Here is a 22,411-nt window from a genome sequence, read left to right on the forward strand (position 1 = left end):
CGCGGCCGCGCGGGAGCCCTCGTTCCCGCGCGGCCCCGCGGCCCGCTCAGTCCCGGCCGGCCGACCCGCGCAGCGCCGCGATGGCGGTGCCGATCGCCTGCTGGAGCTCCTCCAGGCGCTGCACCATGTCGTCCTCGTAGATGTCGTCGGCGTCGTCGAACGTCAGCTCCTCGAACACCTTCGTGGCCTTCTGCAGGCTGCTGTAGAACTTCGTCCGGCGTTCCTGGACGCGCAGTTCGGGGTCGGCCTCAACTGTCTCGACGACCAGGTTCTTCATGGTGTCGTACGCCTCGGTGGCCCACTCGCCCGCGTCCTCGCCCTCGTCGAGCTCGTCGAGGAGGGACAGATGCCGCTCGGCCTCGGAGCGCAGCTCGGCCGGAGCGTCCAGGGTCTGCCCGGCCGGTGTCCGGATCTGGCCCTTCTCCGCGATCTGGCGCACATAGCCGATACGGTCGGCCGCCCTGTTCTCGGTGGCGACCGCCTTCTTCAGCTCCTCCGTGCGGGCGATGTCACGGGCCAACTCGGTCTGGAGCGCCGGGTCTTCCTTCACCCGGTCGAGCAGCGCAGACCGCGCCGCCTTGGCCGTGGAGGGGTCGGCGAGGATCGCGGCCCGCAGCGCGGTCGGGTTCTCGGCCACCTCCAGCGCCTTCGTGGGACGGATGCCCTCGGCCTCCGCGGCCTGGGTGATGGCGGTGCCGCGCTCCGACGTGCCGCTGGAACGGGAGGAGTAGTAGGTCTGCCAGGCCTCGGCGTCCGGCAGTTCGACGTCCTCGCCGGGGACCAGGGTCTCGAAGTGGGGGACCAGACCGTCGTCGGCGGCCCTGTCCCAGGCCTTGTAGTAGCGCATGACGCGCTCGGGCGAGCATCCGGCCAGTTCCGCGAACTCCTTCGCGGACACCTTGGGCGTGTCGTCGGCGGACTGCCCGCCGGGACGGACGCTGCGCGCCACCTTGAGCGCGAAGGCCCAGCCGCCGGTCCGCGCGTAGGCCCCGAAGTCGTGCGCGTCACGCTCGACGGGGTTCGGCGCGTCGGAGCGCGCGGTGGATTCTGCGGACGAGGCGATGGCTGCGGTCACCGGGAACTCTCCTGGGATGGTGCGGCGTTGATGTCACGGAGGATGAAGCATTGGCCTAAGGTCTGCGTGGAATCAAGCTGGGTGGAACGAAGCCGGCACGCGTAGACCGGAACCAGGCGGACACCCAATTAAATCCGAAATGAGTAAGCCAGAAACGACGCGATGTGATGACCTTCACCCTGATGTGGCAGAAAGTGATGAATTCCTTACGGCCGTGTCACGTACGGGTGGGTATCGACCATCGTGCGACCGCGGGAGGATCTTTCGTGCGACCGTTCACTCTCAACTACGCCCTGCCCTCAGGGCAGTCGGCCGCAGTACCCCCGTACCACTTCGACGTGTCCCTGCAACTGAACGTGCTGCCCGACGGCCGCCCGGCCGTCAGTGATCGCGCGCTGCTGATGGCGACCGGCACCACGACGTCGACGGCCGGTTCCCAGACGCACTTCGACGACTGACGAAAGTCCGCGCGCATGACGGTTCTCATACTCACGGCCGAGCAGGACGTCACCGCCGACATGGTGGTGGCCAAACTGCATGAGCGGGGCGTGCCCATGGTGCGCCTCGATCCCGCCGACCTGCCCGGCAAGGCGGTGCTGTCCGCCGACTACGCCCACGGTGACTTCGACGGCTATCTGTCGGTCAACGGCCATGTGCTCAGCATGGGAGGCCTTCGCTCCGTGTGGGTGCGCAGGCCGGGCGAGCCGGCGGCCCATGCCGCCGAACCCTCCGCGTGGCTCACCGCCGAGACCAGGCAGGCCCTGTTCGGCATGCTCTACTCGGCCTCGACCCGCTGGATGAACCACCCGCGCCGCGCCGAGCAGGCCCGGCACAAGCCCTGGCAGCTGCGGGTGGCCCACACCAGCGGATTCGCGGTGCCGCCCACGATCATCACGACCGCTCCCCGGGTGGCCCAGCAGTTCGTCCAGGAGCACCGGGACGTGGTGGTGAAGTCAGCTTCGGGGCCGCCGCCCGGCGAGCCCCCGGCGGCCCTGCCGACCACGCTGGTCGGACCCGACACGGACTTCTCCGGTGTGGCGGCGGGCCCCGCGTTGCTCCAGCGCTACATTCCCAAGCGTGCCGACATCCGGCTGACCGGCATCGGCACCCGGCTGTTCGCCGCCCGCAAGGCCGCCGAGCCCGGTCAGGTCGACGGGCGATTCGGCGAGACGGGGAACGGCTGGGAGCCCGTGCCGGTACCCGACCGCATCGCCCGTGCGGTCCACGACTACCTCGCCTTCACCGGACTCGCCTACGCCGCCTTCGACTTCGCCGAGGACGCGGAGGGCATCTGGTGGTTCCTGGAGTGCAACCAGGGAGGCCAGTTCGGCTTCGTCGAGCTGGAGACCGGGCAGCCCATCGCCGAGGAAGTCGCCCTGTGGCTGGCCCAGCGCCGACCCGACTTCCGCATCCCGGAGGGGCATTGACATGAGTCCACGCTGACGCGGGATCAATCGGCCTGCGGCTGGAAGGTCTTGAAGAAGACGTTCAGCGCCTGTCGGTTGGGTTCGGTGTCCCAGTCGTCGGCCGGGGTCGTCCAGCGCAGGGAGAAACCCCGGCTGCCGCCGATGAGGAAGCCGCGGCCCAAGGTGCGCACCTGCTCTCCCCCGGACACGGAGTACCACTCCATGTCGGCGCCCTTCCGGCCGCGATAGGTCACCGGCCGGATGTCGCCCACCCGTTCGTAACCGGTGGAGACGGCACGCAGGGCGGGCTCCAGGTCGCTCCAGACGGCGACGGGGTCCGGACCCAGCTGGGTGCTGTAGGTGACGGCCAGCGTGCGCGGATCACCGCTCGCGCCGAAGGTCACCCGGTAGGCGAGGTCGTCGGAGGACTGCGTATCCAAGGGCTTCCAGCCCCGCGGGAGGGCGACGGCGAAGCCCTGGGGTGCCCGGTAGAGGGAGAAGCCGGCCGGTACCGCGCCCGCGGTGGGGGAGGGGGACGGCGTGGCGGACGCCGAGGGCGTCCCGCCGGGGCGCGCGCCGGAACCGGTGGACGGCGCGGAGGGCGCGGGCGGCGTGGCGGCGGCCGTCCGTGACGGTGCCTGGCCGGACGCGGACGTGTCGTCGCCGCCCGGCAGTCCGCCCACCGCGGCGAGCACCGCGAGGGCGACGACCGTGACGGCCAGCGCCCCGCCCAGCACGACCGGCCGACCGGTGAACCGGCTTCGCCAGGTGTGCCCCGTACGCGGCTCGTCCGTGTCCCCCTCGCGAAGGTCCCCGTCGGGACCGGGGAACGCGGGCGGCTCCTCGGGCGGCGTGGTCTCTTCGAGGTTCTGCCGGAGGATGCGTGTCAGTGATTCGCGTACGACGGCCTCGGGCACCCGCTCCACGGGGTCCCAGCGCAGCAGCCCCTGAATGGCGGGCGCCAGCGGGCCGGCGCTCACCGGGGCCCTGACCGGCAGCCGGTCCACCGCCCGGAGCGTGGCGTCCATCTGCCCCCGGTCCTGGACGGCCGGCCGGCCCTCGACCAGCGCGTACATCATCGCGCCCAGCGCCCAGAGGTCCGCCGCGGGCGCGCCGCCCTCACCACGGGCCTGTTCGGGGGAGGCGTACGAGGGAGAGGTGACGCGCGTCGAGTCCGTGGCCGCCGTCACTCCGAACCCCGTCACCGTGACCGTGCCGTGCTCGTCGGACCACACCTGGCTCGGGCCGAGTTCGCCGTGGTGGACTCCCTCGAGATGGGCGGCGGTGAGGACATCGAGGACGCCGAGCCCGATGCGGGCCGCGCGCACGTGATCGAGCGGCTCGCGCCCGAGGAACTCGGTCAGCGGGGCGCCCGGGGGCCGCTCCGTGACGGTCCACACGAACCCGGGCTCCTCGACCACGTCGAGTACCGCGGCCACCCGGCCGGGGCAGGCCGGGCCGAGAATCTCGGCCGCCCGCATGATCCGGTCGGCGGCGGGCTCCCGCGTCCCCTCGCGCGGGTGCTCCGCGAGGCGTGTCCAGGTCAGTACGACCGGCCGTCCGAAGGCGATGTCCTCGCCGTGCCAGCAGGCCCGGCCCTCTTCCCGCAGGACGACTTCGAGCAGCCGGTATCTCCCGGCGATCAACTCGCCCGCGGAGTCTTGCGCCTTCACCATCGTCATCCCTCGCTGCGTACCCGGCCTCACCTTTCCCGGAAGTACGCACGGCGTGACGAAGAGTGTTCAACGGGAGACGGATCGAAATATCTGTTTCTGCTCGGCCGCGCCGTTGTCGCGCACTCGTACGAACAGTTCAGGCCCGTGTTCCTACTGATTCACCGCACAGTTTCTTTGCCGATGCGGGAGTCCGCGAAGGGGGCGGTCGCGGTGGATGGACGGGTGTGGGGGAGGTCGGGGGAGGCGCCCCGGCGTGATGGCGATGAACCGTCATGGATCCACATGTCGGCTTCCGGAGAAGGGAGTTGAGGCCGGAGCGGGAACGCGGGCCCGCTGTCGCCACCGGGCATGGACATGGAGGAGGGGTCCGGGAAAGATGCCACATGCAAGCAGTGTCCGTGATCACCGTGTCCAATCGCCGTTCCCCGCCGAGTCCCCCGGAGGCCGCCCGTATGAGTGCCCGTCCGCTGCCTGTCAGCCCGCCCGCCGAGCAGGGGGTCGACGCCTCGGGCATCGCCGCGTTCCTCGACGCCGTCGAGGCCGCCCCGGACATCGAACCGCACAGCCTGATGATCCTTCGCCACGGGCACCTCGTCGCCTCCGGCTGGTGGGCGCCGTACACGCCCGAGCGCATCCAGCTGCTCTACTCGCTCAGCAAGAGCTTCACGTCCACGGCGGCCGGATTCGCCGTGGCCGAGGGCCTGTTGGACCTGGACGACCCGGTGATCTCGTACTTCCCCGAGTTCGAGGCCGACATCACCGATCCGCGCAGTCGCGCCATGCTCGTCCGGCACGTCGCGGCCATGGCCAGCGGCCACCTCACCGACACCTGGACCGACGCGGTCCGGCTCGACCGGAAGGAGGCCGTACGCGGCTTCCTGCTGATCCCGCCGGACCGCGACCCCGGCACCGTGTTCGCGTACAACCAGTCCGCCACCTTCACCCTCGCCGCCATCGTCCAGCGAGTGACCGGTCTGTCGCTGACCGCGTATCTGCGGCCCAGGCTGTTCGACCCCCTGGGTATCGGGGAGACCGCCTGGACGCGGAACCGGGCCGGCCGGGAGATCGGCTTCAGCGGGCTCCACGCCGCGACCGACGCGATCGCCCGGCTCGGGCAGCTGTATCTGCGCGAAGGCGTCTGGGAGGGGCGGCGGCTCCTGCCGGCCTCGTGGATCGCGGAGGCGTCCCGCGCGCATGTCGCGAACGATGACGGCACTCCGGAGGGGGCCCGGTCGGACTGGCAGCAGGGCTACGGACTCCAGTTCTGGCGGGCACGGCACGGATACCGCGGCGACGGGGCGTACGGGCAGTTCTGCGTCGTGCTGCCCGAGCACGACGCGGTGATCGCGACGACCGCGGCGACGGACCGGATGCAGGAGTTGCTGGACCTGATGTGGCGGCATCTGCTGCCCGCGTTCGGTGCGGCGCCGCTGCCGGCCGGGGGCGAGGCGGACGGTGCGCTGCGTCGACGGCTAGCCCGGCTGGCCCTGCCGCCGGTCGAGGCGAGTCCCGAGCCCCCCGAGCCCGCGGACGCCTGGTCGGACGCGGTCTTCGTGCCGGACGGCGGCGTCTGCGCGGGCCACCGCACGCTGACGGAAGTGGTCGTGACCGAGGGCGACAAGGGCCCGCTCGTCACCCTGGTCGAGGGCGACCTGCGGTTCGAGCTGCGGCTCGGCGGAACCGGCTGGACCGTCGATCCCGGCCCGACGCCCACGGCGGTGAGCGGGGGCTGGACCGACCCGGGCACCCTGCGCGTCGACGTGCTGTTCCTGGAGACCCCGCACCGCCTGACCGTGACCTGCTCCCTTTCCGAACGCACGTTCACGGCGCGCTGGCACACGACGCCGCTCCAAGCCCCCTCCCTGGCATCTCTCCACGCACCCTCACAACCGTCGTAAACCGGCCATAGGGAATCGCCATACCGCGCCACCCTTTCCGCCACGTGGAGATATCTACCAACATGCATATGCCGAGGGCCCGATGGACAACGCGGGCCCTCGGCCCGTGCCTCCTTCCGCGCCTGCCGAGCGGAGGGGGAAGATCCCCGGGGTGATCCATGACCAACGCGATGTGGATGCAGAGTGTGGAGTGGCTCGCGGCGGCGGCCACGAATCCGAGGGCGTGCAAACGGGAGTGGGATCAGGGGAGCGGCGGTGTGCTCCTGCAGGCCGGGCGCTACTGGGACGTGCTGAGCGTGCCCGAGCAGCTCGGCCTGCTGGCCCTGGACATCCTGTGGTCCGACCCGATCCAGGTGCCCGGACCCACCCTGGTCGACTGCGCGGCCCACCGTGTCGGCTTCTTCCTGCCCCCCGACCCGGCCAGCCGGTGGGTGGGGTCGGGGCTCCGCCACCTCGGCAAGGGCTCCTGGATCGCCGTACCACCGCCCTACCGCTCCGCGGGACCGCTGGAGTGGATCATCCCGCCGGACGGGACGGGGGCCCTGCACTCCGCCCTCTCCCTCGAGCTGGCGCTGCGCCAGGCCAACGGCACCCTGGCCGTCCTGGGGCCGGCCGCGGAGTAGCGCTCACCAGCCGGTCAGGCCCCGGGGTACGGGAACCGCGGGAACGGATCCGTCGCTCTCCGTCTCCGGAACGGGGACCGCGAAGGTGGCCCACAGCACCTCGCGGGGTTCCGGGACTCCACGGCCCTCGGCCCGCCACTCCGCGACGAGCTGGGCGTAGATCGGCGGATGGGTGCCAGGCCGGCCGGGACGGCCGACCGGATCGGCGTAGGGCCTGCCGGTGCCGATGCCCATCACCGTGCCGGCGTTCCCGCTCGTGCTGGTACCGGCACCCGCACGAGCGGGAACGTGTCGCAACGCTTTGTGAGTGCTGTCCATACCGCAGCAACGTGCGCGTCCGCGCCCGTGCAACGCGCCCCCGCGACCGCCCACCGGGTCGAGTGAGAGAGCCCCCCCATTCGGAGCAACGTGACGGCCGGGCCCTCCGGGCGGTCTCCGCCCGACGCCCGGCGCGTTCCGGGCGCCCGCTATCCGGTCCCGTAGAAGTGCGCCTGGCCTCCGCGCCACTTCACCCACGCCGGATCGTCCAGCAGATCCTCCGCGTCCGGCAGACCGGCCCGGCCGAGGAACTCCATCAGATCCTCGTCCGAGAACGCCACGCCGAGGCTCTCACCCCGCGCGGTCACCTGGCGGCCACTGGTATCCAGGGCCGGATGCACAACCAAAGGAGCCCGTCCGGACATGTCTCCAGGATCGTCCTTCGCGCGGCTCCGCGCATCCGGACGGGCCGGCGCGGGCGATCCGCGCTTCGGACGACGTTCGCGCACGGCGGCGGGACGGTGGAGCGGGCGACGTGAAGTGGTTGTATTCAGTACTGAGTACACCGGTGCCGAATATGTCGGTACCGTCCGGCGTCGCCACTTCTCTGAGTGAGGAGACTGTGATGGGTGCGATGGACCTGACAGCGATCGAGGCGGAGCGTCAGCGGATCAGGGACGCCCATCTGAAGCCGGAGAGGCCGGCGAGCACGGCCCGCGGTGTGCACCATGTCGCGCTGCTGTCCTCGGACGTGGAGCGGACCGTGCGGTTCTACCAGGGCGTCCTGGGATTCCCCCTCACCGAGATGATCGAGAACCGGGACTACCAGGGCTCGACCCACTTCTTCTTCGACCTCGGCAACGGCAACCTGCTGGCCTTCTTCGACTTCCCCGGCCTCGACCTCGGCCCCTACGCGGAGGTCCTCGGCGGGCTGCACCACCTCGCCATCTCGGTCGACCCCGTCACCTGGCGCGGTCTGCGCGAGCGGCTCGACGCCGCCGGGGTCGAGTACGCGGAGGAGAGCGGTAGCTCGATCTACTTCCGCGACCCCGACGGCGCTCGCGTCGAACTGCTGGCCGAACCGCTCGGCGAGATGTACGGCAGCACGGTGCTCTGAGCCCGTCGGGGGCGGGGGTCTCAGCGCAGCGTCTCGGCCCAGTTGGCCGGAACGCGCCCCGCGGGGCCGGGTGCGGGCTGGTCCAGCGGATGGCTCACCGGGGGAGCGAGCTCGGGACCCGACTCGTACAGCTCCGAGGTGTCGTAGTCCCAGAACCAGTTCTCGCCCGGTTCGAAGCTCTGGATGACCGGGTGCCCGGTGCTCCGCGCGTGGGCGGTGGCGTGTTTGGCCGGGGAGTCGTCGCAGCATCCGATGTGACCGCACTGGGCGCAGCGCCGCAGATGGAACCACCATCCGCCGGCCGCGTCGCACTCGGTGCAACCGGTGCCGCTCGGCGGGACGGAGGGGTCGATACCGTTGGGCGTGGTCATGACGGCTCCTCGGAGGTGTCCGCGACGGTCAGGGGGAGGCGTACCTGGAAGCGGGTGTCGCCGGGCACGGACTGCACCTGAAGGCTTCCGTGGTGCTTGTTGACGACGATCCGCCAGGAGATGTCCAGGCCGAGACCGGTGCCCTCGCCCACCGCTTTGGTGGTGAAGAACGGGTCGAAGATCCGGTCGCGGATCTCGTCGGGCACCCCGGAACCCGTGTCGCGGAACTCCACCAGCACATGGTCGCCGTCGAGCGCGGTGCGTACGGTCAGCGTCCCCTCGCCGTCCATCGCCGCCACGGCGTTGTCGATGAGGTTCGTCCACACCTGGTTCAGCTCGCTCGGATAGGCGGGAATCCGGGGCAGCGTACGGTCGTACTCCTTGACGGCCTTGATCCCCGAGCCCATCTTCCCGGAGAGCATCATCAGGGTGCTGTCGAGCAGGTCGTGCACGTCGGCGACCTGGTACGGCGCGCGGTCGAGCTGCGAGTACTGCTTGGCCGCGTCCACGAGGTGCGAGATACGGGTCGTGGAGTCCTCGATCTCGTTCATGAGCAGTTCGGTCTCGACCGTGTAGTTCAGCCACCGGACGGCGCCCTCGAGAGTCGGTCCGTCCACGGCTGCCGCGACCTGGTCCAGCCAGTCGGTGTCGAGACCCGCCTGCACGAACGTCGGCGCCAGCTGCCAGCCGTTCGCGATGTCGTGGTCGTCCAGCCAGTCGCCGAGCGCGTCCTCCCGGTCGGAGGCCTCCAGCGGACTCAGCGGCGTGGCCTTGGCGACCTGTTCGGCGGTCCGCTCCTGGATCTCGACCAGCGTCTCCAGGGTGTCGCGCGCATACGGTCCCGACGCGATCACGCCCAGTTTCTGCCGCATGTGGGCCACCCGGTCGCGCAGCGCGGAGGTGGCCCGCACGGCTGCCGCGGCCGGGTTGTTGAGCTCGTGCGTGAGCCCGGCGGACAGCGAGCCGAGGGCCAGCAGCCGTTCGCGCTGCCCGATGGTCCGCTGGGTGTTCTGGCTGCCGAAGAACATGCCCTCCAGCAGATGGACGGCCATCGGGAACCAGTCCCGCAGGATGGCGGCGAACGTCGCCGCGGGCAGGACGAAGAACCGTGAGGGCTCGGTGACCCGCATGGAACCCTTGTACTGCGCGTCGCCAGGGCCGCTGAGATACGCCTGCATCGCGCCCGCGTACACCCCGCGCTTCGAGGTGCGGCTGATCTCCACGTCGTCGGCGCCCACCCGGCGCGACATCACCACCGTGCCTTCGAGGAGCACGTAGAAGCAGGTGGCCGGATCACCCTCGGTATAGACGGGCCCCGGGTCGAACTCCTCCGTCCGGCCCTCCTGGCACAGCCGGTCCAGCTGGTCGTCGTCGAGCTTCTCGAACAGGAAGAGTGTGCTGAGTTCCGCCGCGTCGCACGGCACCGGCCGCCCGCTCACGACTGCTCCAGATAACGGTGGACGAGCATGACGGCCATGGCTCCCTCTCCGACCGCGGACGCGACCCGCTTCGCCGACTCGGCGCGCGCGTCTCCGGCCACGAACACGCCGGGCACATTGGTTTCCAGGTGATACGGAGGCCGGTCCAGCTCCCAGCCCCGGGGCGGCTGCCCGTCGGGCGTCATGTCCGGGCCCGCCACGATGAATCCGCGGCCGTCCCGGAGCACCGTGCCCTCCAGCCAGTCGGTGAGCGGGGCCGCGCCGATGAACACGAACATCCACTGCGCGTCGACGAGTTCGGTGTGGCCGCTCTCCACATCGCGCAGGGTCAGCTGCTCCAGGTGGTCGCTGCCGTGCGCGGACTCGACGACCGTGCCGGTGCGGACCGAGATGTTCGGCGCCTCGCCGATCTGCTCGATCAGATAGTGCGACATCGAGGCGGACAGCGACGTGCCGCGCACCAGGATGGTGACGGACTTCGCGCCGCGCGCCAGATACATCGCGGCCTGACCGGCCGAGTTCGCCCCGCCCACGATGTACACGTCATGGCCCTGGCACGCCGCCGCCTCGGTCAGCGCCGAGCCGTAGAAGACGCCGCAGCCCGTCAGCTCGGCGAGCCCGGGCGCGTTCAGCTGCCGGTACGAGACACCGGTCGCGAGGATCACCGCGTGCGCGGAGATCGTGGAGCCGTCGGAGAAGCGGATCGTTCGCGAGGCCCCGGTGACCTCCAGCCCGGTCACCTCGCGCGCGGTGAGGATCTCGGCGCCGAACTTGGCCGCCTGCCGCCGCGCCCGTTCGGTGAGCTGCCCCCCGGAGACGCCGTCGGGGAAGCCGAGATAGTTCTCGATCCGGGAACTCTGGCCCGCCTGTCCGCCGGTCGCGGACCGTTCCACGAGCACGGTACGCAGGCCCTCGGACGCGCCGTACACCGCGGCACCGAGGCCGGCGGGACCGCCGCCGATGACGACCAGGTCGTAGAACTCCGAGGTGGGCGTCGTCGCGAGCCCGACGTGCGCCGCGATGTCGGGGTCCTCGGGCTCGACGAGCGGCGTACCGTCCGGGGTGACCACCAGCGGCAACCGCTGTCCGTCCTGCCCGGCGGCGCTCAGCAGGCGCTGTCCCTCCGGGCTGTCGGACGAGTACCAGCGGTAGGGCACCTGGTTGCGGGCCAGGAACTCCCGTACGCCCGACGAACGCGCCGACCACCGGTGCCCGACCACCTTGCAGGCCCCCACGGGCCGGTAGTCGCTGGCCCGCCACGCGTCCAGGAGATCGTCGACGACCGGATAGAGCTTCTCCTCCGGCGGATCCCAGGGCTTGAGCAGGTAGTGGTCGAGGTCGATCACATTGATCGCGTCGATCGCCGCGTTGGTGTCCGCGTACGCGGTCAGCAGCACCCGGCGCGCGCCCGGGTACACGTCGAGGGCCTGCTCCAGGAACTCGATGCCGTTCATCTGCGGCATCCGGTAGTCGGCGAGGATCACCGCCACCTGGTCACCGCGCAGCTTCAGCTCGCGCAGGGCGTCGAGCGCCGTCTCCCCGGACTCGGCGCGCACGATCCGGTGCGCCTCGCCGTAGCGGCGCCTGAGGTCACGCGCGACGGCGCGCGACACTCCGGGGTCGTCGTCGACGGTCAGAATGACGGTCCGCGCCGGACTGGCGGCCTGGGTCATACCTCTCCCACCCCGAGCAGGTCAGTTGCGTTCCGGCCGCGCGGACGCCGCGAGGCGCCGCGGGGCGGGTACACAGCCAATCGTATGTACGATCGGTCACCTTTGCTCAGGAACCGGGTACGCGCGGGTCGCCTCCGGTGCTTCCGCGGGGACCGGCAGGGGGTCGCGGCCTTTGGGGAGGATGGTCGTGACGTAGTCCTCGACGGCCGTCTCCAGGCCGATGTCGTGCTGCGCGCGCTCGGACAGGAACCAGCGGTGTTCGAGGAGCTCGTGGTAGAGCTCGGCCGGGTCCATCGGTCCGCGCAGGTCCGGGGGCACCGCCCGGACCGTCGGCCGGAACACGTCCCGCACCCAGCGGTGGGCGAGGACCTCCGGCCGGGCGGCACGGGGGTGCTCTCCGCCCGAACCGGGCCGGGAGCCCGCAGGAGGGACACCGGGTGCGTAGTCCTCCTGGGTGGCCATCCAGCTCTCCAGGTCGTTCAGGAGTCGGCGCGCCTGGTTCTCCTCGGTGTCGAGGCCGGTCAGCCGCAACAGCTGGCGCTGGTGATGGCCCGCGTCGACGACCTTGGGCACGAAGGTGACGGTGTCGCCGTTGGAGGAACTGGCGATCTGCATCTCGGCGACATCGAAGCCGAGGTCGTTGAGGCGGCGTATGCGGCGGTCGATGTAGTGGTACTTGCCCGCGGGGTAGACGGAGGTGCGGGTCAGCTCCTCCCACAGGCCCTTGTAGCGCGCGCAGATCTCCTGGCCGAACTCGATCGGGTCCACCGAGGGGTGCAGGGCGCCGGCCGCCTCCAGGTCCAGCAGTTCGCCGCTGATGTTCACGCGGGCCAGATCGAGGTCGTACTCCCGCTGACCGGTGCTGAGCCGCGGGTGCAGATCGCCGGTCTCGGCGTCCACGAGGTACGCGGCGTACGCTCCCGCGTCGCGCCGGAACAGCGTGTTGGACAGCGAGCAGTCGCCCCAGGCGAAGCCGGCCAGGTGCAGCCGCACCAGCAGGACGGCCAGCGCGTCCATGAGCCGGTGCATGGTGGCGGGCCGCATGGTCGTCTCGAACATCGACCGGTACGGCAGTGAGCCGCCCAGGTGCCGGGTGATCAGCACGGACTCCAGCGGCTCCCCGGCCGGGTCGGTGCGGCCGGTGACCACGGCCAGCGGGTCGACCGCGGGGATCCTGAGGCGGTCCAGGCCCAGGAGCAGCTCGTACTCGCGCACCGCCGGCCGCTCGGCGAGTTCCTTGACGGCCACCACCTCGTCGCCGGCGCGCGCGTAGCGCACCACGTGCCGGGAGATGCCGCGGCAGCGGCACGAGAAGGTGCTCGGGCCACTCCTCCAGGGGCAGCCGCCACGGCAGTTCGAGCAGGAGCGCGGGATGCTCCGGGTTGGTCGCGCTGATCTGAAAAGCCATGGCCGGGCTGCCCTCACCTCAAGGTCGAACGCTGTTCCGGCCCCAGCATCTACGAATGATCGGGAAGGCGGAAGACGCGCCGGGCGTTGCCCGACAGGAACAGCGCGGTGGCCTCTTCGTCCAGGCCCAGTTCGTCGAGGTGTTCCAGCGCCCGACTCGGTTCGATCATCGGGTAGTTGGAGCCGAAGAGGACCTTGCGTCGTCCCCGGCCGCGCAGATACGCGACCAGTTCCGGGGGATAGCGGCGGACGGTGTAGGCGCTGGTGTCGATGTACACGTTCGCGTGCTTGTCGGCGACCGCGATCATCTCCGTGGTCCAGGGGTAGCCGATGTGCCCGCAGACGACGGTCAGTTCGGGGAAGTCGAGCGCGACCTGATCGATGTACGGAATGGGCCGGCCGGTCTCGGAGGGGCGCAGCGGTCCGGTGTGACCGACCTGGGTGCAGAAGGGGACGCCGAGTTCGACGCAGGCGGTGTACAGCGGATAGTAGAGCCGGTCGGTGGGCGGCAGTTGCCACAGCCACGGCACGATCCGCAGGGCCACGAAGTCCAACTCCTCGACGGCCCGCCGCAGTTCCCGCACGGCCGCGACGGGGCGCGTCAGGTCGACGCCCGCGACCCCGCGGAGCCGGCCTTCGGACCGCGCGACGAAGCCGGCGACCTCGTCGTTGCTGATCAGGGCGCCCTGGGGCCCGTACCAGGCGGAGGACAGGCCGGTGTCCACGCCGGCCGCCGCCATCGCGGCCACCGTGACCCCGACCGGCATCTCCTCCTCCAGCACCTTCATGCCGGTCCAGCGGCGCAGTGACGCGAACATCTCGTGGTTGGAGTGACGGAGAGTGGGGTGCTGCATCCACGCGTCGACGACCGGCATGGTCTCGTGCCCTCCCTGAAACGGATGACTGAGCGTTTGCTTACCACCGACCCTAGGATGCGCCGCGCTCCAGGGCCACCCTCCCGCGGCGCCGATGCTCCAGGGCCACCCTCCCGCGGCGCCGATGCTCCGGGGCCACCCGCCCACGGCGCCGATGCTCCGGGGCTACCCGGTCACGGCGTCCACGAGCGTGGTCAGGGCCGTGACAAGGCGCGAGAATCCGGGGCTCACCGGGCCTCCCGGCTCCGTCATGTACGTGTCCCGCCGGATCTCCACCATCAGCGCCGCGACCTCCGGCTCCCGCTCGTAGTACCGCAGGGGGACGTACGCGCCCGCGAACGGGCTGTCGATCCCCACCCCGCCGAGCCCGGCGAACGCCTTCTCCGCGAGGGTGACCAGTTCCGGCGGTGTGTGGAAGGAGTCGGTCCCCAGGCAGATCGGCGGACGCGGCCCGTCACCGTGCAGTTCGTACGGCAGCCGGGCCGTCGGATACGAGTGGACGTCGATGACCACGGCCCGCCCGGTGGCGGCCAGCCGGTCGGCGACCGCGGCCGTCATCGCCCGCGCGTACGGATGGAAGTAGCGGTCGATCAGCGGCCGCGGGTCGGTGTCCGCGGGCCGCAGCGGCGCCCGGTGCGTCGTCCGTGTGTAGACCGCGCCCATCCCGACCGCCAGCATCTCCTCCCGCTCGTCGGGAAAGCGCTCGGGATCGACGACCAGCCGGGACAGCCGGTTGACGAACCGCCACGGCGTCAGCCCGGCCGCCTCGGCCACGGCCGCGGCCAGCTCCGCCGTGTGCGCGTCGGTGATGTGGTCCAACTCGCTCTCCAGCGCCGCGTCGCCGAGGAGGATGCCGTCGCGGACCGGCGCCGGGACCTGCCGTGAGGAGTGCGGCACGTGCAGGATCACGGGCGAGTGGACCGCGCCGGGCAGGATCGCGAAGGAGTCCGGGGCGTCCGCGGCGTCCGGGGAATCGAGGATGTGGTTCATAAGAGATCACTGTCCCAGCCGGGTCTGACAACAGCCGTGTCCGGCGGCGGGACCGGCTGCCGGTTTCCGGCCGGGTGCCCTCAGCTGCTGCCCCCGTGGCGCGCGTAGTGCTCGATGAGCGCCGCCCGGGTCGTTTCGAGACGGTGGGCCAGGATGGCGCCGATCGTCCGGGTCAGCGACAGCTCCAGCGTCGGATCCTGGTCGAACAGGCCCCGCACCTCGGCGGCGTCGAACTCGTAGGCACGCACCGGGCTGAAGGCCTCGGCGCCGAAGTCCCAGGTGTGCGGGCGGAACAGCCATGACCAGCCGAGCAGGTCACCGGGCCCGAGCTGCGCGACGGTGATCCGCCGGTCGGCGACGACCTGCTGGTACAGGGAGACCGTTCCGGAGCGGACCACCCAGAAGCGGTCGGCGGTGCCTCCCGCGTCGAAGATCGGCCCGTCCGCGGGAAAGGAGACCTCGCGGGCCACGCTCATCAGCCGTTCGCGGTGTTCGGGGGAGAGGGCGGGCAGGAGCCGGAGAGCAGTGGGCATCGCGGACCTCCATCGGGTCGCCGTGAGACCGCGGGGGTCGGCGGCGACTGTCGTACCGGTGGTATCCCGTCATCCTCTATTGGAGCCCGAACGGCGTAATCCGTCGCGTCGTGGGCCGGGACACGTCGCCGCGGGCGGGTCGCGGGGGCTCCGTTCGCGGGGTCATCCGGCGGCCCGGGAGGTCACCGTGAAGCGTGCGCCGTCGGGGTCGGTGAGGGCTGCCTCCATCGAGCCGATCCCCTGCTGATGGGCGGTTCCGCCGTGCAGGCGCGCCGCGCGGACGCAGGCCTCCACGTCGTCGACCGCGAAGTGGATCTGCCAGTGCGGCCGAACGGTGGGATCGGGGGCGGCCTCCACCGCGCCGGAGTGGATCCGGGCCACCACGTCGCCGCGACTGCGCAGGACGACCTCGTTCTCCTCGTAGTCGACCTGGCAGGAGTCGGGGTCCGCGGAGGCCCAGCCCAGCACCTCCCCGTAGAAGATGGCGGCGTCGAAGGCGTCCCGGGTGTGCAGGCGTACGAAGGAGGGGGCCGCGTTGCGCCAGCGTTCCCAGCCGGCCACCAGGTCGCCCTCCCAGATACCGAAGACCGCGCCGTCACGGTCGGCCAGCAGGGCGGCGCGGCCCGGTGGCAGCGAGATCGGTCCCACCGCGGTCGTCCCGCCGCGTTCCTGGCTGCGGGAGACGGTCTCGTCCGCGGAGGCCACGGCGAAGAACGGGGTCCAGGCGACCGCCGTTCGCGCCACGAAGTCGACCTCGGCGACTCCGGCGACCGGGACCCGGTTGACACGGGCGATCCGGTACTGGTCGCCCATCCTGGCGCCCGAGGACCATTGCCAGCCGAGAACCGCGGTGTAGAAACCCTCGGCGGTCCGCAGGTCGCGTGTGGTCAGGCTGACCCAGCACGGCGCGCCGAACACCGACTGACTGGTGACGACACCGGGGTGGAGTGTTCCGTCGCTCTTCATCGCCGTCCGTCCTGACCTCACTGGCCGGCAGCGGTCGCGCGGGTGCGGGGACCTGGTCGGGCCCCGGAGATCAGCTCAGCCGTGAGAGGCCTTCCGTGCCGGAAGGCCTCCGACGGCGTCAGTAGCACCTGCGGATCCGCTGTCCCATCATCAACAGCATCTCCCGCCTCGGCGCCGCGCGCACCACACGACCGCTATCCGCGTGGCCGTTCCAGGGTGAGCAGCAGCCCCTCCACGGCGCCGGGACCTATGCGGCCCTTGACGTCGGCGGACGTGATCGCCTTGAGAGCCCACCCGTCCTCGGCGTGCTTGTTCAGGACCTTCTCCAGCTTGTCGCTGTCCAGCGCGTCGCCGATCAACGACTCCCGGAACGTGACGACCTTGTATTCGTAGGTGTAAGGGTTGCTCATGGCTGCGGAGCTCTCCTGCGTGTTGGATGGCATGGCCGGGGCTCACCCAATCACTGTTCGCGGACGTGGCACAGGGGTGAACCGGACCGCACGGATACCTTTGTTGAAATTTCATGAAGTGCCGGGCCGTGGCAGGGGCTTCCGCCCGGCCGGGCGGAGGGGACAGCATGGAAGAGGCACAGGCCGACCCGCGCACAGCGGGCACCGCACAGGCGCCGGCGAGCCTCGCCGACCTGCGGGCGCGCGAGTTCGGCTATCTCGACGAGGGCGGGCACACCTATCTCGACCACACGGGTGCCGGACTGCCGCCGCGCTCCCTGGTCACGGGCAGCGCGGAGCGGATCACGGGCGGGTTGTTCGGCAACCCGCACTCCGACAGTCCGGCCTCCCGGGCGTCCGGGGTCCTGCTCGCGGAAGCCCGCCGAGCCGTACTGCGGCACTACGTGCCGGTCAGCGGAGCGGGCCTCCAGATGGACGAGAAGCGACTGCGGGCCGCGCTCGCGGCACGCGGCCGGATACCGGGCACCGGACCGCGGGCCCGCGCTCCACTGCCGGGGGGCTTACGGGGCTTGTTGCGCGGACCGGTCCGGGCCCTCGTGCAACACGCGCCCGGCCCCCCGTACTTCCTGACCGACGCGACGCGCCTGAACGCGCAGACCGCCGACCGGTGTGACGGGTCTGTCCGCGGCGACGGGGAGGCTCGGCTGCGTGGGAGCCGGCATGGGGGCAGCATGCCAGGGGAGCGGCGGGCGTGACCCGTCGTCCGCCGCGAAGGGCCGGGAACCATGTCCGGACGGCCGTCGTGTCCATGCCGGGCACGGTCGTGCGGCGTCGTAGCGTGGGCCCGGACCTCGGGATCGGGACGGCGGACGCAGGGTGGAGCGATTGCTGGAGCGCGACGGCCGATCTGGCGGCCGGTGCCGGTGCCGGTGTCGGTGTCGCCGCGGTCGGGGTGGCCTGTGTCCTCCGGGCGCGACGGAGGGAGGATCTCCCGCTGGCCGCCCTGCCGTTGCTGCTCGGCGCCCACCAGATCGTCGAATCCTTGGTCTGGGACGCCGGGGGCGGTACGGGTCCCGCCACCGTGGCCCGGGCGGTGATCGCGCTCCCGCTGCCGGCGGTGTGGGTGCCGCTGGGTGTGCTCTGGGCGGCACGGCGCCAGGCCCGGCGCCGGCTGACGCTCCCGCTCGCCGCCGGCATCGTGACCGCGGCTGCGCTCGCGTACGCGCTGACGGCCCACCCCGTGAGGGCGGAGATCCGCGGCCACACCATGGGCTATGTCGTCGACCTGGCCCAGCCCGAACTGGTCATCGCGGGCTGCCTTTTCGCCACCGTCGGCGCGTTGCTGATCTCCGGCGACCGCGGGCTGCTGCTGCTCGGTGTCCTGGTCGCGGCTGGTGCGGTGATCTGCTGGTCGCTGTGGGAGCTGGAGTTCGTCTCGACGTGGTGCGCCCTCGCGGCGGTCGGTTCGGTGGCCCTGCTGGTCTGGGTGAACTCGCGTGCGGCCGTCGCCTCGCTCGAGCCGGCGGCGCACCGATGACGTGACGGACCACGCCCCGGCCGCCGGACCGCCGCCGATCCCCGGAGCACGGGTGCTCCGCCCCGGCACCGGTGATCGGGCGCAGCCTGGGTACTCGGCGATCTGTGAAAGACCTGATGAGTTCCTCATATGTGTCGGTCAGGGCCGACGCATGATCAACCCCGTACACCGTGTTCCGGCGGCGATCGTCGTCGCCTCGTTCCTGATCGCCGGCTGCGGCGGCGGCACGGCCGAGACGCTCGGCGGCCAGGGAGCCGGTGGTTCCTCGGCGCGTCAGGGCGTGGCGGCACCGGCCCCCGCTCCGACCGCCTCGCCCGAGGCGGCACCGCGACGACTGCCGGGCCTCGGCCCCAGGACCTGGGCAGCCGTCCCGTCGCGGACCCGGCAGGCCGTCGTGGTGACCGGCCGGGGCAAGAACTCCCCGCTGTCCACCGTGGTGTTGTACGAGCGTACGGAGGCGGGCTGGGAGGCGGGCCCGAGCCGGCCCGCGCGCAACGCGCTCAAGGGCTGGACCGACCACCACCTGGCCGGTGATCTGCGTTCCCCCATCGGGGTCTTCGGCCTCACGGACGCCGGTGGGCTGCGTCCCGATCCCGGCACCCGGCTCCCGTACGACCGCTCGGGTGCCTTCACCTCACCCGGCACGGGCTTCGACGGGGAGTCGCTGGCGGGCGCCTTCGACTATGTGGTCGCCGTCAACTACAACCGCCGACCCGGCACCACACCCCTGGACTGGACCCGGCCCCTGGGCTCGGCCCGCGGCGGAGGGATCTGGCTGCACGTGGACCACGGCGGTCCCACGCACGGCTGCGTCGGTCTGCGCGAGGGCGACCTGAAGGAGCTGATGCGTGACCTGGACCCCGACCGGCATCCCGTGGTGGTCATGGGGGACGCGGCCTCGCTGGCACGGTGAAGGCCCGTCTCCGTCGCGAGTGAGGTCGGCGGCGGCTCGGTCCTCAGCCTGCGGCTACCCTGGGCGGACTTCAGCCTGCGGCTACCCTGGGCGAAGGCGCCGCGCCCGCATCGACCGCCGCCGCGTCATCCGCCGCCGGGTCGGGCCGAGGATGCCGACCGAGGGCGCCGGGCTATTCCCGCTGATGGTGGTGGAGCCGGTACCAGGACCGGTGGTCCTCCTCCCAGGAGAGATCTGGTCGCTCCGGCGGGCTCGGCGCAAGGTGGACGCATGAACATCACCGATCAGCCGGAAACCAGGAGCCGCGTCACGCCGTTGAGGTCGCTCCTGGGAGGCACCTACGTTTCGCGTCGCGCCGTCGTCCGCCCGTTTCACCGGAAGACGCTGTCCGAGTCGTCCAGGATCGACGGCTCACTGAGCGCGGACTCCCGTGGCACCCGCGACGAGGTCTGATACATCGCCTCGATCTCGGCCGCGTACCGCTGGGCGATCGCGTCGCGGCGCAGTTTGAGCGAGGGCGTCAGCAGTCCGTTGGAGAGGTCGAAGGGCTCCGGGAGGACACGGAAGACCCGGATGGACTCGGAGCGGGACACGGTGCTGTTGGCCGCCGCGACCGCGCGTCTGACCTCCTCCCGCAGCTCGTTCTCCTCCCGCGCGTCCCGGGCGGGGGTCTCCCCCTTGGCCCGGGACGCGCGCCAGTGCGTCACGAACTCGGGGTCCAGTGTGATGAGGGCGCCCACACAGGGCCGGTTGTCGCCCACGACGGCCGCCTGATGGATGAGGGGGTGGACCCGCAGCCGTTCCTCGAGGGCGGAAGGGGCCACGCTCTTGCCCCCGCTGGTGATGATGATGTCCTTCTTGCGCCCGGTGATCGTCAGGTATCCGTCGGTGTCGACCTGGCCGATGTCCCCGGTCGCCAGCCAGCCGTTGCGGAACGAGGCGCGGGTCGCGGCGGTGTCGTTGATGTAGCCCTGGAACACGGAGGGCCCCCACACGAGGATCTCCCCGTCGTCGGACACCTGGACCTCCGTGCCCGGCAACGGGCGTCCGACGGTGCCGAACTTCTCCCCCCCGACCGGCTGCGCGGTGATGCCGCCGCTGGTCTCGGTGAGCCCGTATCCGTCGTGCACGAAGATCCCGATTCCCGCGAAGAACAGGGCGAGTTCACGGTTCAGCGGCGAGCCTCCCGACACCGCCCCGCAGACCCGCCCGCCCAGCGCGGCGCGCAGTCTCTTGTACACGGTCTTCTCGTAGAGGGAGTGCTGGAGCCGCAGATCGAAACCGGGACCCGTGCCCGTGCCCAGCCGCCGGCTCTCCTCGGCCAGGGCGAAGTCCTGCGCCGTGCGCACGGCGCGCTCGAACAACGCGCCGCGACCGGCTCGTTGGGAGGCCCGCAAGAAATTCTTGTAGATCCTCTCGAACACGGAGGGGACGGCGTACAGATAGGTCGGCCGGAAGGAGAGCATGGCCTCGGACAGCGCGTCCTCCCGCAGGTCCGGCTCGTGCCCCATCAGGATGCCGCCGCGCAGGCAGATTCCCTGGATCATCAGGCCGTAGGCGTGGGAGAAGGGCAGGAAGGCGAGGACGGCCGGCTGCACGCCCGGCGGAGCCGCCGTGTGTCTCCAGCCTTCGAGCAGGGTGTCGCAGGGGCTCGCCAGGCCGCGGTGCGTCAGGGCGCAGCCCTTGGGCTGTCCCGTGGTGCCGGAGGTGTACGCGATGACGGCGGTGGAGTCGGCGAGCACGATCCTGCGCAGCGAGTCGACCGCCGTCACGGGTATCGCCCGGCCGCGCTCCACCAGCTGCGTGATCGCCCCGGTGTCCAGTTGCCAGACATGGCGCAGGAACGGGAGGGCGGCGCACGCCGAGCCGACTGTCATGACCCCCTGCTCGTCCTCGACCACCACGCCCACGCAGTGCGCGTCCTGCAGGATCCAGGCGACCTGCTCGTGCGACGACGTCGGGTAGATCGGCACGATCTCGGCACCGATCGACCACAGGGCATAGCTGAGCACCGTCCACTCGTAGCGGGTGCGGGCCATGATGGCCACGCGGTCGCCGGGCCGGATGCCGGACCGGACGAACCCCCGCGCCACGTCGACCACTTCGCCCCACAGCTCGGCCGCCGTCAGCTGCGTCCAGCCGCCCGAGCGGCCCTCGGGGCGGCGCGCGACCTGCGGCAGATCGGGGGTGCTGAGCGCCGTCTCGTGGAGGCTGTCGGCGAGTCCCCCCTGCATGCGCGCCGCCGGTGCTGGAGGAAGGTGGGACTGGTGCATTCGCCGCTCCGGAGTTCTCCTCGACGTGGCCTCGCCCCCGGAGGCGCCGATGCCGAGGATTCCCGAATGTAGCCCACGCGGGCGACGGCCGCGTCCAATTCCGGCAGCCGTTCGCCCGCCGCGGAGTTTCCGGTCCCCGGGCGTTCTCCGTCGCCCCGTGGAGGGGCCAACAGCTACCCGTCCGGCTGTCGTTGACGCCTGTCGTCCTTCGCGGGCACCGCGGGACCGATTCCGGACAAGACGGACGGCCCTCGCGCGTGATCGGGAGGCGTCGCACCCCTGGCAGCCGCCTCGCGGGCGCGCGTCGCCGGATCGTGGTCCTGGATGCAGAGACGCAGCTCCCGCAGCCGCCTCACGGGCGCGTGTCGCCGGAGCGCCGGCCGCCGCCCGCGCCGGTGGCGGCCCCTGGGCGTCGATCCACGGCGCCGGGCGGATCGACGGGCCTCACGCGGTCGAGGGGCCGTCGTCGCGCTCGGCCTGCCGGGCGATGGACGCGAGCAGACGGCGCATGCCCCGCGCGTGCCCGCCCGTTCCCACGACGAGCCGACGGTAGACGGCTCCCGCCGGGCCGGGGAAGGCCGCCCGGCTCTCGGCCCGCAACCGCGATCGGTCCGGGCCGACCCGCTCGACGCGGAAGATCAGGGCGTAGGACGAGAAGCGGTGGCGGCCTCGGAGGACGAGCTCGCTCCCCGGGACGGCGGCGGTCACCCGGAACCCCGGGATCGTGGAGCCCTCGGCGAAGGGGCGGGGCCCCGACGCCGTGCGGTCGGAGCACCCGACCAGTCTCGCGTATCCGGACGCGCCGGGCCGTGCGGCGGAGCGGTCGAGGACCTCGCCCAGGCCGCGCCAGAGGTCGCCGGTTCCCGCCGCGACGACGGTGGTGTGCTCATCGAGATACGGCAACGCGTCGATCTCCACAGAGGCCTCCAAGAGGCGGGTTCCGGGCTTTTGGGAACCATGATGGCGCGGTC

22 protein-coding genes and 1 pseudogene are annotated in these 22,411 nt (G+C 71.6%); 8 read left to right on the plus strand and 15 right to left on the minus strand.

Features of this window, described 5'->3' with window-relative positions; all coding sequences use genetic code 11:
• Window positions 1-46 precede the first annotated feature (46 nt).
• Window positions 47-1,075: a hypothetical protein gene (locus ACFWBT_RS09000; protein ID WP_385697541.1), complete on the minus strand. Its 1,029-nt coding sequence runs from the start codon at window positions 1,073-1,075 to the stop codon at window positions 47-49.
• 266 nt (window positions 1,076-1,341) lie between these two features.
• Between ACFWBT_RS09000 and tgmA the strand changes: the two genes are divergently transcribed.
• Window positions 1,342-1,533, plus strand: coding sequence for a putative ATP-grasp-modified RiPP (gene tgmA / locus ACFWBT_RS09005; protein WP_266764475.1), 192 nt, complete (start codon window positions 1,342-1,344; stop codon window positions 1,531-1,533).
• Between the two features lie 15 nt (window positions 1,534-1,548).
• Complete coding sequence (gene tgmB / locus ACFWBT_RS09010) at window positions 1,549-2,502, plus strand: ATP-grasp ribosomal peptide maturase (protein ID WP_385697543.1); 954 nt, start codon at window positions 1,549-1,551, stop codon at window positions 2,500-2,502.
• 23 nt (window positions 2,503-2,525) lie between these two features.
• Here tgmB and ACFWBT_RS09015 read toward each other — a convergent pair whose 3' ends face one another.
• The gene (locus tag ACFWBT_RS09015; protein ID WP_385697544.1) at window positions 2,526-4,163 is read right to left on the minus strand and encodes a serine/threonine protein kinase; all 1,638 of its coding nucleotides are present in this window, start codon (window positions 4,161-4,163) and stop codon (window positions 2,526-2,528) included.
• Between the two features lie 446 nt (window positions 4,164-4,609).
• Here ACFWBT_RS09015 and ACFWBT_RS09020 point away from each other — a divergent pair, with 446 nt between their 5' ends.
• Together ACFWBT_RS09020 and ACFWBT_RS09025 are read left to right on the plus strand one after the other, a co-directional pair.
• On the plus strand, window positions 4,610-6,055 hold the full coding sequence (locus ACFWBT_RS09020; RefSeq protein WP_385697546.1) for a serine hydrolase domain-containing protein: 1,446 nt from the start codon (window positions 4,610-4,612) through the stop codon (window positions 6,053-6,055).
• A 158-nt stretch (window positions 6,056-6,213) separates the two neighbouring features.
• On the plus strand, window positions 6,214-6,678 hold the full coding sequence (locus ACFWBT_RS09025; protein WP_385697547.1) for a hypothetical protein: 465 nt from the start codon (window positions 6,214-6,216) through the stop codon (window positions 6,676-6,678).
• Window positions 6,679-6,681: 3 nt separating this feature from the next.
• On the opposite strand, the gene ACFWBT_RS09030 is transcribed toward ACFWBT_RS09025, so the two are convergent.
• Both ACFWBT_RS09030 and ACFWBT_RS09035 read right to left on the minus strand, forming a co-directional pair.
• Window positions 6,682-6,996, minus strand: coding sequence for a hypothetical protein (locus ACFWBT_RS09030; RefSeq protein ID WP_385697548.1), 315 nt, complete (start codon window positions 6,994-6,996; stop codon window positions 6,682-6,684).
• Between the two features lie 149 nt (window positions 6,997-7,145).
• On the minus strand, window positions 7,146-7,304 hold the full coding sequence (locus ACFWBT_RS09035; protein WP_385697549.1) for a hypothetical protein: 159 nt from the start codon (window positions 7,302-7,304) through the stop codon (window positions 7,146-7,148).
• 257 nt (window positions 7,305-7,561) lie between these two features.
• Between ACFWBT_RS09035 and ACFWBT_RS09040 the strand changes: the two genes are divergently transcribed.
• Window positions 7,562-8,053 carry a VOC family protein gene (locus ACFWBT_RS09040; RefSeq protein ID WP_385697550.1) on the plus strand — a complete coding sequence of 164 codons (492 nt, stop codon included), beginning with the start codon at window positions 7,562-7,564 and terminating at the stop codon, window positions 8,051-8,053.
• Window positions 8,054-8,073: 20 nt separating this feature from the next.
• On the opposite strand, the gene ACFWBT_RS09045 is transcribed toward ACFWBT_RS09040, so the two are convergent.
• The 9 genes and pseudogenes from ACFWBT_RS09045 to ACFWBT_RS09085 form a co-directional block, all read right to left on the minus strand.
• The gene (locus ACFWBT_RS09045; protein WP_385697552.1) at window positions 8,074-8,424 is read right to left on the minus strand and encodes a UBP-type zinc finger domain-containing protein; all 351 of its coding nucleotides are present in this window, start codon (window positions 8,422-8,424) and stop codon (window positions 8,074-8,076) included.
• A complete protein-coding gene (locus ACFWBT_RS09050; protein WP_385697554.1) occupies window positions 8,421-9,863 on the minus strand; it encodes an ATP-binding protein in 1,443 nt (480 codons plus the stop codon). The genes ACFWBT_RS09045 and ACFWBT_RS09050 overlap by 4 nt, the downstream gene beginning before the upstream one ends.
• Window positions 9,860-11,536: an FAD-dependent oxidoreductase gene (locus tag ACFWBT_RS09055; RefSeq protein ID WP_385697556.1), complete on the minus strand. Its 1,677-nt coding sequence runs from the start codon at window positions 11,534-11,536 to the stop codon at window positions 9,860-9,862. Before ACFWBT_RS09055 ends, ACFWBT_RS09050 begins: the two co-directional genes overlap by 4 nt.
• A gap of 96 nt (window positions 11,537-11,632) precedes the next feature.
• Window positions 11,633-12,944, minus strand: a pseudogene (locus ACFWBT_RS09060) (DUF4032 domain-containing protein).
• 49 nt (window positions 12,945-12,993) lie between these two features.
• Entirely contained in the window at window positions 12,994-13,818 is an 825-nt protein-coding gene (locus tag ACFWBT_RS09065; RefSeq protein ID WP_385697558.1) for an amidohydrolase family protein, read from the minus strand.
• A gap of 165 nt (window positions 13,819-13,983) precedes the next feature.
• Window positions 13,984-14,808 carry an N-formylglutamate amidohydrolase gene (locus tag ACFWBT_RS09070; RefSeq protein WP_385697560.1) on the minus strand — a complete coding sequence of 275 codons (825 nt, stop codon included), beginning with the start codon at window positions 14,806-14,808 and terminating at the stop codon, window positions 13,984-13,986.
• 80 nt (window positions 14,809-14,888) lie between these two features.
• Complete coding sequence (locus tag ACFWBT_RS09075) at window positions 14,889-15,341, minus strand: Crp/Fnr family transcriptional regulator (protein ID WP_385697561.1); 453 nt, start codon at window positions 15,339-15,341, stop codon at window positions 14,889-14,891.
• A gap of 162 nt (window positions 15,342-15,503) precedes the next feature.
• The gene (locus ACFWBT_RS09080) at window positions 15,504-16,307 is read right to left on the minus strand and encodes a VOC family protein (RefSeq protein ID WP_385697563.1); all 804 of its coding nucleotides are present in this window, start codon (window positions 16,305-16,307) and stop codon (window positions 15,504-15,506) included.
• 194 nt (window positions 16,308-16,501) lie between these two features.
• Window positions 16,502-16,717, minus strand: coding sequence for a DUF4177 domain-containing protein (locus tag ACFWBT_RS09085; protein ID WP_385697565.1), 216 nt, complete (start codon window positions 16,715-16,717; stop codon window positions 16,502-16,504).
• Window positions 16,718-16,884: 167 nt separating this feature from the next.
• On the opposite strand from ACFWBT_RS09085, the gene ACFWBT_RS09090 reads away from it, so the two are divergent.
• From ACFWBT_RS09090 to ACFWBT_RS09100, 3 genes are all read left to right on the plus strand, one after another.
• Window positions 16,885-17,472, plus strand: a complete 588-nt coding sequence (locus tag ACFWBT_RS09090) for a hypothetical protein (RefSeq protein WP_385697567.1) — start codon at window positions 16,885-16,887, stop codon at window positions 17,470-17,472.
• Window positions 17,469-18,254 carry a DUF6629 family protein gene (locus ACFWBT_RS09095; RefSeq protein ID WP_385697568.1) on the plus strand — a complete coding sequence of 262 codons (786 nt, stop codon included), beginning with the start codon at window positions 17,469-17,471 and terminating at the stop codon, window positions 18,252-18,254. The genes ACFWBT_RS09090 and ACFWBT_RS09095 overlap by 4 nt, the downstream gene beginning before the upstream one ends.
• 151 nt (window positions 18,255-18,405) lie before the next feature.
• Window positions 18,406-19,167: a L,D-transpeptidase family protein gene (locus ACFWBT_RS09100; RefSeq protein ID WP_385697570.1), complete on the plus strand. Its 762-nt coding sequence runs from the start codon at window positions 18,406-18,408 to the stop codon at window positions 19,165-19,167.
• Between the two features lie 371 nt (window positions 19,168-19,538).
• On the opposite strand, the gene ACFWBT_RS09105 is transcribed toward ACFWBT_RS09100, so the two are convergent.
• Window positions 19,539-21,440, minus strand: a complete 1,902-nt coding sequence (locus ACFWBT_RS09105) for an AMP-dependent synthetase/ligase (RefSeq protein WP_385697572.1) — start codon at window positions 21,438-21,440, stop codon at window positions 19,539-19,541.
• 444 nt (window positions 21,441-21,884) lie between these two features.
• Complete coding sequence (locus ACFWBT_RS09110) at window positions 21,885-22,358, minus strand: hypothetical protein (protein ID WP_385697574.1); 474 nt, start codon at window positions 22,356-22,358, stop codon at window positions 21,885-21,887.
• Window positions 22,359-22,411: the final 53 nt, after the last annotated feature.

Origin of the sequence: Streptomyces sp. NPDC060027, from assembly GCF_042737005.1 — a bacterium.
Taxonomy (GTDB): Bacteria; Actinomycetota; Actinomycetes; order Streptomycetales; family Streptomycetaceae; genus Streptomyces.